This is a genomic window from Paenibacillus sp. BJ-4 (assembly GCF_020404765.1).
Taxonomy (GTDB): Bacteria; Bacillota; Bacilli; order Paenibacillales; family Paenibacillaceae; genus Paenibacillus.
The window spans coordinates 1-13,332 of record NZ_JAIVEM010000125.1 but is presented as its reverse complement, the minus strand read 5'-3'; the positions used below and the strand labels follow the sequence as shown (position 1 = coordinate 13,332).

11 protein-coding genes and 1 pseudogene are annotated in these 13,332 nt (G+C 48.0%); 9 read left to right on the top strand and 3 right to left on the bottom strand.

The window, feature by feature from the left end; translation table 11 throughout:
* Window positions 1–149 precede the first annotated feature (149 nt).
* The 4 genes and pseudogenes from LCF57_RS18830 (at window position 150) to LCF57_RS18815 (ending at window position 4,612) form a co-directional block, all read left to right on the top strand.
* On the top strand, window positions 150–809 hold the full coding sequence (locus tag LCF57_RS18830; RefSeq protein ID WP_226002073.1) for an amidohydrolase family protein: 660 nt from the start codon (window positions 150–152) through the stop codon (window positions 807–809).
* A gap of 120 nt (window positions 810–929) precedes the next feature.
* Window positions 930–1,280 (top strand): annotated as a pseudogene (locus LCF57_RS18825) (amidohydrolase family protein); the annotation flags it as partial.
* A 60-nt stretch (window positions 1,281–1,340) separates the two neighbouring features.
* The gene (locus LCF57_RS18820; RefSeq protein ID WP_226002071.1) at window positions 1,341–2,768 is read left to right on the top strand and encodes a YfcC family protein; all 1,428 of its coding nucleotides are present in this window, start codon (window positions 1,341–1,343) and stop codon (window positions 2,766–2,768) included.
* Window positions 2,769–2,941: 173 nt separating this feature from the next.
* Entirely contained in the window at window positions 2,942–4,612 is a 1,671-nt protein-coding gene (locus LCF57_RS18815) for a ribonuclease J (RefSeq protein WP_226002083.1), read from the top strand.
* A gap of 206 nt (window positions 4,613–4,818) precedes the next feature.
* Here the strand turns inward: LCF57_RS18815 and LCF57_RS18810 are convergent, their stop codons facing one another.
* Entirely contained in the window at window positions 4,819–6,084 is a 1,266-nt protein-coding gene (locus LCF57_RS18810; protein ID WP_226002070.1) for an NAD(P)/FAD-dependent oxidoreductase, read from the bottom strand.
* A gap of 290 nt (window positions 6,085–6,374) precedes the next feature.
* Between LCF57_RS18810 and LCF57_RS18805 the strand changes: the two genes are divergently transcribed.
* The 3 genes from LCF57_RS18805 (at window position 6,375) to nadE (ending at window position 9,617) form a co-directional block, all read left to right on the top strand.
* Window positions 6,375–8,117 carry a two-component system sensor histidine kinase NtrB gene (locus LCF57_RS18805; RefSeq protein ID WP_226002069.1) on the top strand — a complete coding sequence of 581 codons (1,743 nt, stop codon included), beginning with the start codon at window positions 6,375–6,377 and terminating at the stop codon, window positions 8,115–8,117.
* Window positions 8,118–8,258: 141 nt separating this feature from the next.
* Window positions 8,259–8,693 carry a BrxA/BrxB family bacilliredoxin gene (locus LCF57_RS18800; protein ID WP_025719720.1) on the top strand — a complete coding sequence of 145 codons (435 nt, stop codon included), beginning with the start codon at window positions 8,259–8,261 and terminating at the stop codon, window positions 8,691–8,693.
* 114 nt (window positions 8,694–8,807) lie between these two features.
* Complete coding sequence (nadE, locus tag LCF57_RS18795; RefSeq protein WP_226002068.1) at window positions 8,808–9,617, top strand: ammonia-dependent NAD(+) synthetase; 810 nt, start codon at window positions 8,808–8,810, stop codon at window positions 9,615–9,617.
* A gap of 121 nt (window positions 9,618–9,738) precedes the next feature.
* Here the strand turns inward: nadE and LCF57_RS18790 are convergent, their stop codons facing one another.
* A complete protein-coding gene (locus tag LCF57_RS18790; RefSeq protein ID WP_226002067.1) occupies window positions 9,739–10,554 on the bottom strand; it encodes an alpha/beta hydrolase family protein in 816 nt (271 codons plus the stop codon).
* A gap of 182 nt (window positions 10,555–10,736) precedes the next feature.
* On the opposite strand from LCF57_RS18790, the gene acpS reads away from it, so the two are divergent.
* Both acpS and mutY read left to right on the top strand, forming a co-directional pair.
* On the top strand, window positions 10,737–11,141 hold the full coding sequence (acpS, locus tag LCF57_RS18785; protein WP_226002066.1) for a holo-ACP synthase: 405 nt from the start codon (window positions 10,737–10,739) through the stop codon (window positions 11,139–11,141).
* A gap of 4 nt (window positions 11,142–11,145) precedes the next feature.
* The gene (gene mutY / locus LCF57_RS18780; protein WP_226002065.1) at window positions 11,146–12,384 is read left to right on the top strand and encodes an A/G-specific adenine glycosylase; all 1,239 of its coding nucleotides are present in this window, start codon (window positions 11,146–11,148) and stop codon (window positions 12,382–12,384) included.
* Between the two features lie 185 nt (window positions 12,385–12,569).
* Here the strand turns inward: mutY and LCF57_RS18775 are convergent, their stop codons facing one another.
* Window positions 12,570–13,067, bottom strand: coding sequence for a DinB family protein (locus LCF57_RS18775; protein ID WP_226002064.1), 498 nt, complete (start codon window positions 13,065–13,067; stop codon window positions 12,570–12,572).
* Between the last annotated feature and the right edge of the window lie 265 nt (window positions 13,068–13,332).

The following is a 13,332-nucleotide window of genomic DNA, read 5'->3' as shown; positions in this document are numbered from 1 at the left end:
TGGTGGATAAATCATAAGGTGGTGAACATGTGCAACGGAAGAATAACGAATTAGCGGACAAAGTTCTACTGTCAAATGCTATTTTTAATGGGTTGGAAGATGAAGCTTTGCCTGGGTTTATTGCATTGTGAGGAGAACGGATTGCAGCAGTGGGGCATCCCGAAGACGCACAGGCTTGGATAGGAGATAAAACGGCTGTCTATGATTTGGGTGATGCCTTTGTCATGCCGGGAGTTCATGATAACCATGTGTTTTTTACCGGATATATGTCGATGCATCGGGGCGTGGATTTGAATCATACAGCCTCAATAGAAGAAGCTGCAGCATTATTGTTACAGGAGGCAAGCAAACTTCCGCCTGGCAATGATGTAAACGCTTACGGGTGGAGCGAAGAACATTGGGGCAGCCTGCCTGAACAAAGCTTGTTGGATGAACTGTTCCCCGATCGGGCGGTCATCGCCATTAATCTAAATAAGAGTTACTGCTGGATGAATCAGTTGGCTCAGGAGAAATATCAATTTTCGCCGGATCAATGCAGTGCCGAGGCACGTGCTTTGCTGCTCCAAGCAATGATGCAGGACCACAGCCAGGTCAAGCAAGAGTTTATGGAGTTTAGCCGAATGCTGGCGGCACGAGGGGTTACTTCCATAAAAGATATTGGTTTTGACAGACACAGCGAGCTGCTGTCCATTGTCAAAGAACTGCAAGATGAGGATGAACTGCTGCTCAGATTTCATTTTGCGCTTGAACCGGTCGTTGAACCGCTTGATATCGCCACAGGTATCCAATATAAAGCCCTTTATGGGTGAGAACGAAATTTTTGCCGAAGTCTATGCCCAAATCCTGCTACTGAATCCTGCCTATGAAGAGGCTTATATGCCTGTTGTAGTAGGCAAAGAGAATGAAAAAACCGCTTTTATAATTATAAATCCATGCTGGAAGCTAATGTGCCGATAACCATTGGAACTGATCTACCCCTTTTTATCTCCAGTGTTCCCGATTCACTGTACTCAGCTTCTCACCGGTTATTTCCAGACGGTTCACCTGCTGGAGGCTGGTATCGCGATCGCGGTATGCCACCATCCGAAGTTTTAAAGGCATGGACCATTAATGGAGCCAGACATTGTTATATGGAAGAGGATACAGGTACGCTGGAAGCTGGAAAATATGCTGACATTGCTGTTTTTGACCGCAACCTCCTTAATGCATCTGCTGGCGATATCAGGGATGCCCAAGTGATACTGACCATCATGGGAGGGAAGGTTACTTATAACGGTTAACTGTTTTTTGTAACCGTTTTTGTAACCATTCGTCCAACCATTCTTGGAATGAGGGATAACATGAACATCAAGAAGAAATGGAAATTATCCTTGCCCCATAGCTATACATTAATATTTTTGATTATTATCGCAGTCGCCGCATTGACATGGATTGTGCCCAGTGGACAATTTGAGCGTCATGAAGTGACAGTCAACGGTGTGACCAAAACGGCAATTGTTTCGGGAACTTATCATACCGTACCCAAGACTGGTGCAGAAGGTGATTTAAGGCAGGGACTCCCGCAAATTCTCTCTGCTCCAATTGAGGGGATTATTAATGCCGCTGATGTCGTCTCCTTTGTGCTTATTGTGGGTGGCGCCTTCGGGATTATTTTGCAAACAGGAGCCATTGATCGTGCCTTGACAGTTCTTGCTGGACGGCTGAAACAGAAGGGGATACTGCTTATTCCCATTGCCATGGTCATTTTCAGTCTCGGAGGCTCCACCTTTGGGATGAGTGAAGAAATTATTCCGCTGTATGCGATCTTTATTCCGTTGATGTTTGCTCTGGGCTTCGATTCTATGACAGCTATCCTCATTCTATTTTTGGGAACACAGATCGGATACGTTGGTTCGACTGTAAACCCATTTTCAGTTTTGATTGCCCAAGGGATAGCAGGAGTGGAGGGGAACCCTCAGCTCTGGCTGAGATTTATTGAATGGCTTGTATTTACTGGGATTTCGATCGCCTTTACGATGTGGTATGCGCACCGGGTTAAGCGAAATCCGGAAAAATCCATTGTGCTTCAGAGTGATATTATAAATCGCGAGCAATATATAAAAGAAAACACAGGTATCGACGTCGTCTTTACGTTTCGTGACAAGTTAATTATAGGCGGGTTTATTGTAACGCTCGGAGCAATTGTCTGGGGAATTTTGGTCAAAGGCTGGTATATGACGGAAATCGGTGCCCTTTTCTTCGCACTCGGTATCTTCGTCGGTATCGTTACCAAAATGAGTCAAAAGGAAATAGCCGAGAATTTTGTAAAAGGGTGTGGAGAATTTATCTACGCTGCAGTAATCATAGGTCTCGCACGCGGAATCTTGATTATCGCTGAGCAAGGTATGATCATCGACACTGTATTAAATGCGCTCGCAAGCATCCTGGAGGGACTGCCAAGCTACTTGTTCACTACCATTATGCTAGTTGCGCATAATATTATTACCTTCCTGGTCCCATCTTCTTCGGGAGAAGCTGCGCTAACTATGCCTGTACTTGCACCGCTTGGCGATCTTGTGGGCATCAATCGTGAGGCAGTAGTCACAGCGTACCAATTTGGCAACGGGTTAACCAATCTCATTTCACCGACAGGCGGCGTACTGCTGGCAGGATTGGCCATTGCCCGGATCAGCTTTGGACAGTGGCTAAAGGTAATCTTCAAACTATTCCCGATCCTGTGGCTAGTTGCTGCTATTTTTGCTGCTATTTCGGCAGCGGTGGGCATCTAATAAGTCAAGCAGAAAACCCTGTCTTTTAAGAGACAAGGTTTTTTTTGTGTCGTAGGGAGAGAAGTGCTCTTGTGTGTATGGAGGGATATTCACTTCTTTCCATAGGGAGTGCATAAGTTTACGTGGAAAATGAATAATATGGATAGCATTTTCCTAAGGAGGAAATAAACTTGATGCTTGCTGATAATAGATTACTCATTGCTGCTCTAGGCGGTGTGAATGAAATCGGGAAAAACATGTATTTCATTCAATACGATCAGGATATTGTTGTTATCGATTGTGGTTCCAAGTTTCCTGATGAAAATTTGCCTGGTATTGACCTCATTGTACCTGACGTCACCTATTTGCTGGAAAATCAGGACAAAGTCAGAGCGCTCATCGTGACTCACGGACATGAGGACCACATCGGAGGCATTCCTTATTTGCTGAAGCAAATCAATATTCCCGTATTTGGGACAAAGCTCACCATAGAATTGTTAAAAATTAAGTTAAAAGAGCACAGTCTTTTACGTGATGCTGAGCTTCATCTTATAGACGCGAATTCAACCATCGATATAGGCACGATCCAGGCATCCTTTTTCACCACCGTCCATAGCATCCCGGATTGCCTGGGCGTCTTTTTTCAGACACCGGAAGGAAATGTGGTCCATACCGGCGACTTCAAATTCGATATGTCTCCCGTAAGCGGACCTTTTCCAGATCTTCATCGAATGGCCGAAATCGGAAAAAAAGGAGTTAAAGTGCTTCTCTCTGAAAGCACAAATGCAGAAAGACCAGGATTTACCCCTTCAGAACGTTTGGTCGGCGGGCATATTCTGGATGCCTTTGCCAGAGCCAAGCAGCAGGTATTTATCTCCACGTTTGCATCTAATGTGAACCGTGTCCAACAAGTTATTGATGCGGCTGTGGAAACAGGTCGCAAACTTGTTTTACTTGGACGCAGCATGATAAATGTGGTGACAGTGGCCAAGGAGCTGGGCTTCTTGAAAATGCCGGAGGACTTGTTGATCGAGCCGGGAGAAACAGAGCGGTTTCCCGCAGAAGAAATCGCAGTTTTATGTACAGGAAGTCAGGGCGAGCCTATGGCCGCATTATCCCGGTTAGCGAACTCCCTGCATCCCAAAATCGAAATTTTACCCGGTGATACTGTGATCATTGCTGCGGGAGCGATACCCGGGAATGAGCGAAATCTTTCCCAGGTGATTGACAACTTGTATGTGCTGGGTGCGCAGGTTATTTATGGATCAGGCAGCTCCACAGGGATGCATGTATCCGGTCATGGTAGCCAGGAAGAGCTGAAATTAATGATGACTTTGATGAAACCACAGTATTTAATCCCGATACATGGTGAATTTAGAATGCTGTATCGTCATCGTCAGCTTGCAGAGTCTGTGGGCATTCCTATGGAAAATGTATTCATCGTCCGTAACGGGGAGACCATTCAAGTCGAAGAAGGAAGGGCATCCCTCGGTCCCAAAGTACCATCCGGCAATAGTCTGGTCGATGGGCTGGTGACAGGTGACGTAGGTAACATTGTACTGCGAGACCGCAAAAAACTTTCCTCAGACGGAATGCTGATTATTGTGATGACGTTGAGCAAAAGCGAGAAGCAAATGCTCGCAACCCCCGAGGTCATTTCAAGGGGATTTGTATATGTTAGGGATTCCGAAGACCTCATGAAACAAATCCACGAAACGATTATGTCCACAGTGAACGAATTAACAGAAACCGAAATGAGTCAGTGGGGTCTGATTAAGCAGATGCTAAAAGATGATGTGGGTGGGTTTATTTACAGTCAGACCAAGAGAAGGCCCATGATTTTACCTATCATTATTGAGGTTTAAGAAAATAGCATAGAATTGGGTCGTTACGCTTAATTAAAAAAGACTTAAATCAGCAATACAACTGATTTAAGTCTTTTTCATTTCCTTTTCCTATCTCCCCCAAAAAATGAGGATGCAGTGGTTGTATGCAGCGAAGCGGAGGATTTGAATCTGGAGAAGCAACAGCGATCGTAGGATCAAAGCCTACGCGTAGTGTCTCCACACTCCTACAGCATCTCGTTTAAAGCTGCTTGTGTTCCTGCTGTGTGTCCTGTCGTAAACGCCGCTGTAATATTATAGCCACCAGTATAACCATGAATATCCAAAATCTCACCGCAGAAAAACAATCCGGGCATCAGCTTGGACTCCATGGTTTTGGGATTGATCTCCTTCAAATTCACACCGCCCCCGGTAACAAAAGCTTCCTTCAGAGAGAGTGTACCGTTCACGCGGATTGGAAACGCCTTGATGCGATGGGCGAGCTCCTGCCATTGCTGCTTCGGAATATGATCATACGTTAAATCCTCACGCAGCTGTGCTTGCTGGAGCAATAATGGAATCAAGCGTTCCGGTAAATAAGGCTTAAGCACATTTTTGATCGCCTTTTTAGCATCGGCTGCCGCCAACTCCAGCGTTTCGCGGTAGACTTCATCGGCATGCTTGTGAGGCTGCAAATCGAGAGTCAGCAGCACCGTGCTGGTCTTGTCCTTTTTCATTCCCTTTACGACAAACTGACTGCACCGCAAAGCGGTTGGTCCAGACAGACCAAAATGTGTGAAAATCATATCTCCTTCGTGGGCGACAACCTTCTTCTGCTTCGCATTCCATACGGTCAGGCTGATATCGCGTAAGGAAAGTCCCTGAAGCTCCTTCGTCTGGATGAAGGTCTCGCCTGACGTCAACGGAACCTCCGTTGGATACAGCTCCGTAATCGTATGCCCTGCTTGCTCGGCCCAAGCATAGCCGTCACCCTCCGAGCCTGTATGCGGGACAGACTTGCCACCAACGGCTACAATGACGTTCCGGCTGCGCAGGATTTCCCCGGAACGCAGCCGTACTCCAGCCGTATGACCTTCTTTGTAAATAACCTCTTGTATGGGGCAGTTTGTGCGAATGTCGACCCCTTGAGAACGTACCTTGTTAACCAAAGCATCGACAACGGTTTTGGCTTTGTCCGTCACGGGGAACATACGCCCGTTGTCTTCCTCCTTTAGGGCTATGCCCAGCTGTTCAAAAAAGGCGATGATATCCCGATTGCCGAAAGCCGCCAGCGCACTGTGGAGAAAACGACCATTGCCGGGAATGTGCCGGATTAGCTCGTCCAGCTCCTTTGCATTTGTAACATTGCAGCGCCCTCCACCGGAAATACCGAGCTTGCGCCCGAGTTTATTTCCCTTTTCCAGTAAAAGCACCTTGGCGCCCTCACCGCTGGCTGCCGCAGCGGCCATTAATCCGGCTGAGCCGCCTCCGATTACAATAACGTCATATGACATGAAATCTCTTCCTTTTCGTCGACAATTTTCAAAAAATTCAGAATAGTGTAACAGTTTCTTCATTATATCTTAATAGCGTCACTTTAATTCATCTTTATGGTGGTAAGCACGCGGATCTTTCGCTTTTTTGGATTGTGAAGCGCGTAAAAACGATTTTCTTGTATTCATCCGGTATTTTGCAAATTTTGTCGTTCTACACCGGAATTTTAACACATATATTGTAATATATTGTAGCCTGTGCTTTAATTCAACTAACGGCGTCAAGGAAAGATGAGGAGGAGGAAAAGTCCTTGTTAATTGCGTTGAAGGAAAGTGTGCTCCAGGTTCTCCTTGCCGTTATATCGGCGGGTTTTTTCTCTATATTAACGGATTATGGAGATAAGAAAAAGGTTTGGGGCGGCCAACTGCTGCCCGGTCCGAATCAAGGGATACTTTATTTATGTTGCTTGCCAGCCATACTGCTATGTTCGCTCTTTCAATATCAGACTCCATACGGTCTACCTTCCAATCTCGGAATTATTCCCCTCGCTGTCGGCATCATGTATGGTAGACGTCGTACAGCCTTTGCGCTCGCCGCTTCCGCACTCATGGGGGTCCTGATTATAGCCCAGTCGACAGAAATGTCGTCGATGATGTATGTGGGCACAGGTTTTATCCTTTTTCCTTTTATGCTGCTGCATGTCAAGTTCTTTCAAAAAGGAACATTGTCGGACAAAAAGCTATTGATCTCCGTATACGTTGTAGTTGATATGCTGCTTAAGGCGCTTTTTCCGCTACTGTGGGGCAAACAGGATATATGGGTAAACATTCCTGATCTGCTTACAACGCTATGGAATATTGCTGCAGGTGTGCTGGCAAGTTTAATGGTCGTGAGTCTGATGCATAATGCCTTTGAAAAACTGGCGCTGCGGCGTGATGTAAGCGAATTTACGAGCAAATACTTAATTGAAGCGGATAAGCTTCGTCAGGTGATGGATTTGATGCCATTATCCCTTGTTACTCTGGACAGCGAAGAACGAGTTATACATATGAACAAAACGATGCTGGAACTCTATCGGGACTTTAATCCCTTCATTACGCTGCCTGAGGTAGTGGGTCGTCCATTGACCTCGTTATATGATTTTAAGAATTCGTCGGTGATCAGTGAACGGGTTGCGAAAGCGTTGCAAGGGGAGGCGAGTGCTGATTTTATTAATGTATCTCCCAAAGTATTCTTCTGCAGCTTTCTCCCCATGCGGGATAAACATGTGAACAAAACGACAGGTGCTATTATTGCCTTGCAGGATATTACAGAGCTGGAGACTCTGCGCAGTGAGCTGGGCAATTTCGAGAGGCTCAGTCTGGTCGGACAGATGGCAGCAGGCATTACTCATGAAATACGCAATCCCATGGCGGTTGTGCGTGGATTTTTACAGCTTATGCGTGAGAAGAGTCCTGATTCCCTCGGTCATTACTACCGTATTGTGATGGAGGAACTGGATCGCGCGAACGGGATTATTAACGATTTTCTTTCACTTGCCCAGAACCGGATTGTTGAGAAGGAGCAATGTCATCTTCACGATATTATTCGCGAGCTCACGCCATTATTGTGGGCAGATGCAAACCTGAGGGGGCAGACGATTGAACTAAAACTGGAGGATCATGTGACGATGCTGCATTTGAACCCCAAGGAAATGAAGCAATTGCTGCTTAACTTATCGCGTAATGCGATGGAGGCTATGGGTGAAAAGGGTGTACTGACCATCTCCACGCATGAGGAAGGGGATTTTGTGGAGCTGGAAGTAAAGGATACAGGTCCGGGAATTCCACAAAACCAGCTTGAAAAGCTGTTCCAGCCTTTTTACACAACCAAAACGAAAGGCACAGGTCTGGGTCTGGCTTTATGTCAAAGTATCGTAGAGCGACACCACGGTACGATTGCCGTAGATTCTGCGGAAGGAATGGGCACGCAGTTTAGAGTTCGATTACGTAGAACCATTCCAGCTTACCGGGATCATTCCGAGCCTTCTGTCATGAATTCCATACAAAAATAATTGTACACATATAGATCTGTTTTTTTGCAAAACACGTGAAAAAGATTGTATAATGAAGATTAGGTATCCGTACCTTGAACACGTGAGTGGATAAAAAAAGCAACGTAGTATACATGATTTTTGGAAAAGGAGTGAAAGAATATGTCTATGTCTTTTGACCAATATATGAGGGATTCAGTTCAACCCATGCGCGATGAACTGACCAATCTTGGAATCCAGGAGCTGCGTACTTCGGAAGAAGTGGAGGCTAAGCTGCCTAATGCCAAGGGAACAACGCTGGTTGTTGTTAACTCGGTATGCGGTTGTGCCGCAGGTCAATGCCGTCCGGGTGTAGCCGAAGCGCTGAAGCATGATATTACACCGGATCACCTGTATACGGTTTTTGCCGGACAGGATAAGGAAGCAACGGCGAAGGCTCGCGAATTTTTCGCGCCGTATCCGCCATCTTCCCCTTCCATTGCACTGTTGAAAGACGGCGAGTTGGTTCACTTCATCGAGCGTCACCAGGTGGAGGACCGTTCGGCTGATCAAATCGCTGCTGATTTGACCAGTGCATTTGATCGTTTTTGCCGTTAAGACTGCTCAAGCTATGCCCCCGCATTTTTCGCCTGCGAAACTTGCCGGGGCTTTTGCATGTTGGCTTGTCATGTTGGCTTATAAAGTAAATTCCTAAAAAGAGGTGTTTATCTGATGAGTTTGCAGGAACAGATTATTGCTGAATTGGGAGTACAGCCTACGATTAACGTGGAGGCAGAGGTCCGCAAGCGCGTGGATTTCCTCAAGTCGTATGTAACGAAAACCGGAAGTAAAGGACTGCTGATCGCCATCAGTGGCGGGATTGACAGTGCTGTAGCAGCTGCCTTGTGCAAGCAGGCTACAGATGAGCTGACGAAGGAGCAGGGGCAAGAGTACAAAACGCTGGGTGTGTTCCAGCCGTACGGCAAGCAGGAAGATATTGAGCACAGCTACGCGGTTGCCAAAGCGTTCGACCTGAAATATGCCGGGGAGACGAACATCAAGGAAGCGGTGGACAAGGTTGCCGTGGAAGTGGAGCATACGTTAAAGGATATCGGTCTTGAACGTTCCATTACTCCGCAAGTGAGAGGGAATGTAAAGGCAAGAACACGCATGGTGGTTCAGTACGCACTGGCGAACGAGCTGAATCTGCTTGTCGTTGGCACAGACCACGCTTCAGAAGCCATCACAGGCTTTTATACGAAATGGGGCGATGGTGCAGTCGATATTACACCGCTTAGTACGCTGAACAAGCGTCAGGTGCGTTTGCTGGCCAGCTACCTTGGAGTTCCGCAGGCCATTTTGGACAAAGCGCCAACAGCAGGATTGTGGGAAGGCCAGACGGATGAAAAAGAACTGGGCATCTCCTACGAAGCAAATAGCGACTATCTGGAAGGCAAGGAAATTGACCCGGCGGCACGCGAAAAGCTGGAAAGTTTCTTCACACGTACAGCGCATAAGCGGACAAGCATTCCGGGAGTTTAAGTGCGTATTCTTATGATTATGAAATTGTAAATCACTCTTGGGATTTTTGCGAACTGCTCAAATCAATAAAAATGCGGCGATCCGCCCGGCGGATCGCCGTTTGCATTAAAGGGGGTATAGCTTAATTGGTGATCCATTCAATGAAGCGGCGGGTTTCGGTAATCGCCTGTTCCAGTTGAAGACTGCCTCCCTGAAATGGATGAACGGTATTGAAGGTATGATTGCCACCTTGAATTTGTACCCATTCAATATCGGGACGAACGGTGGTGAGCAGGGCAGAGCCCTCGCGTAGGCGTTTGGAGTCTTCGGTTCCCTGGATAAGTACGGCTGGAAGCTGGCTGTCTGCAAGCCTGTCCACGATGGCAAAACGCGAGTGATTTTGCTCCAGATCGTTCAGAATGGCTACATCCAGCGGAAGCTGCTGCCCGGTTCTGGCGTTTTGAACATAACTGCGTCCCTTGGTGCGCATTTCTTCTTTTTGCGGCAAAGTAAACAGGTCCAAATCTGTCACGCCATTCCATGAAATGACACCGGATATTTCTCCGGGATGATCCAGAGCGTATACGAAGCAGCTTCCCGCGCCCCGGCTGTGCCCTAACAGAAATAATGGCAATTCTCTGAACTCGTGGCGTGCTCTCAGATGGGTTAGCAGTATATCCAAATCCTCTTGCTCGCGGCTATAGGTGTTGCGTGCGAACTTTTCCAGCTCGGTAAAATTCTCTAAATCCTCACCTATGCCATTATGTGAAAAGTTGAAGGTTACGACATGGTTATCCACGCTCAATGCTTCTGCAATAAAGGGGAACATACCCCAATCCTTAAATCCCTTGTAGCCATGAGCGATGATGAGTAGGCTTTTGGCTGTATTTGTGGCGGGAAACCAGGAGGCCCGGATCACCGCATCTATTCCTGCTTCAACCACAATGGTTTCTGACATCCTATTCTTCCTTTCTACGGGAATTTTTAAATGGGTCTACCAGCTAAATTCATACATTGAACTATAGCTACTCTTATTTTAACATATTTTGGTGCTGTCTTTACGCCTTTGTGACTCGCCATGGTGTGGACGCGCTGTTACAATAGGTGCAGTAAAGTATAAAAAGGACGGGGAATACCCAAATGATCTACGGAATTGGACATGATGTGCTGGAAATAAGCCGTATGGCTGACATTTTGGCAGGTAAATATGCAGATGCGTTTTTGAAACGGGTGTTGACCCCGGCTGAACGTGAGCTTGCTGTGGAACGCAAAGCTAGGCTAACGGAGTTTGTAGCAGGGCGCTTTGCTGCAAAGGAAGCGATAACGAAGGCCTTCGGTTGCGGAATCGGGCAGATGATCGGGTTCGGTGATATGGATATTTTACCGGAGCCTGGGGGGAAGCCCGCAGTTTATTTGTCTTCGTCCGCGTGGGATAGACTGGAATTGCCAGGTACAGGGAGCTCGGATTACAGCATTCACCTGAGTATTACACACCAGCCCAACATTGCCTCTGCTTTTGTAATTGTCGAATATAAGGAGACGTGATGTGATGACTGCAAATACACTGGAACAAAAACGTTATTTCAGCTTTGAGCTGTTGAACTGGTATACACGAAACAAACGGGATCTGCCGTGGCGCCGCCATCGGAATCCTTTTTATATCTGGATTTCGGAAATTATGCTTCAGCAGACGCGTGTCGATACGGTGATCCCGTATTTCAATCGCTTTATTGCACGTTTTCCGACGATTGAAGCGCTGGCGGAAGCACCCGAGGAGGATGTGCTCAAGCTGTGGGAAGGGCTGGGCTATTATTCCCGAGCCCGGAATTTGCAAGCTGCGGCCAAACAAGTGGTCGAGCTTCACGGCGGACAGGTGCCGGATGATACACAGGCCGTCGCCGCGCTGAAAGGAGTAGGCCCGTATACGACAGGTGCGATTATGAGTATCGCCTTCAATCGGCCGGAGCCTGCTGTGGATGGCAATGTGATGCGGGTGCTGTCGCGCTATTTCCTCATTGAAGAGGATATTATGAAGGGCAGCACGCGGGCGCATATGGAAAGTCTGGTGCGGGAGCTGATCCCCGAAGGGAGGGCCTCCGATTTCAATCAGGCACTGATGGAGCTAGGGGCGCTGGTGTGCACGCCAAAGTCGCCCCAGTGCCTGACCTGCCCGGTCATGGAGCATTGCTCAGGGCGACTGGCAGGTCGCGAAGAGACGCTGCCGGTGAAGACGAAGGCGAAGCCGCCGCGGCTGGAGCCGCGTTCCGTCGCCCTCATCGAGGGCAGCGGCGCGAACGCAGGTCGCCTGCTCGTACGGCAGCGTCCGGCCAAGGGCCTGTTGGCCCGCATGTGGGAGCTGCCGCACGAGCTTGCCGGGCCGGAGGGCTACAACGGCCCGGTGCCGGATGAGCCCGCCATGGATCATCTGGCGGCTCATTTGCTGGCAGAGGGCGTGCTTGCGCGCCCGGTGCAGTTTGTACGTGAGGCGGAGCACACGTTCAGCCATATCCACTGGAACCTGCGTGTGTTCCAGTGTGAAGAGGTCGCCGTCCCTGCAGGAATGGCGAACGGACAACCGCTGGCTGCCGAGCAGCGGGCAGACTACAGCACCGGAGCGAAGCCGGATGCGTTGATTGCGCTCGCAGAGCAGGAGGAGCACACGCGCAATGCGCTACCAGCGGGGTACCGCTGGATCAGCGAGGCGGATATGGCCACCATGGCGTTTCCCAAGGTGTTCCTCGATCTGATCACCGAATATTATGCAAAGCAAAAAGGGACCTTGGTGTAGGTCCTCAAAAGCTGCCGGAGAAGTCTCGGCAGCTTTTTTTGTTCTTTTTTCGCTAAGTCTGACATCTCGTAAAAATAACGATATATATAGACCGTCGCTATTTATCAGTCGCAATTACATGGCCTGTGTTCAAAAATGTTTGGTTGCCTCCTTCATGTAGATATACATTTCGCCACTTTCGATCTTTAAAGTGAATTGGCACGGTCCTCGATCTCGATCAGCCCTTTGCCGATTACATTGGCCGAAACCGGAGGCTTGCCGAGCTCCCGTGACCATACGGACAACTGCCCGATATGATGAATCTGGTGGGCGATGACATGACGCATCACCTCACCCCAGGCATCAATTACAATCCTGCCGTCCGGTAGGTGATCTTCAAACCTTTTTCGTTCCAGCCCTTCATGCCAGGCGAGCACGAACGGCTCGACATCAAGTCGAAACTTCGCATCCAGCTCACGGACTTTATCCAGCGTAGCATGGAGGGAGAAGTCCTCCTGAAAATCAGGCTTACCCTGAATCGTTTGAATCCAGCTCCACTCCACATCAACGATATGAAAGAGCGTCTTCAATAAACCGCCGACACCGCCGACGCGTTCTCTCAAAAGCTCTTCCTGCGGTACCTCCTCACACCAGCGATACCATTGTTCCCGAACCATCCAGTTGTAGCGAAAAAAAGTCTGCATCCATCAACCTCCAGCATTATATTTGAGAATCGTCGCTACCATCCTACCATGGAATACCAAATCTCTTTGTCAGCATCATTCTTGCGGTTCCTGTTCGGCTTAATGGACGGGGTCATCTGTCCATCCATTTAATTTGAAAAAGGCTGTCTCACTCGTAGAAATGGTATTATCCCCTTCAAGTAGACACTCAAAAAAGTCCGCATGGTATCATGAGGATTGAGTGAACTTGAAGGGGATATTTGTATGGCTAAAAAAGGACAGAAAT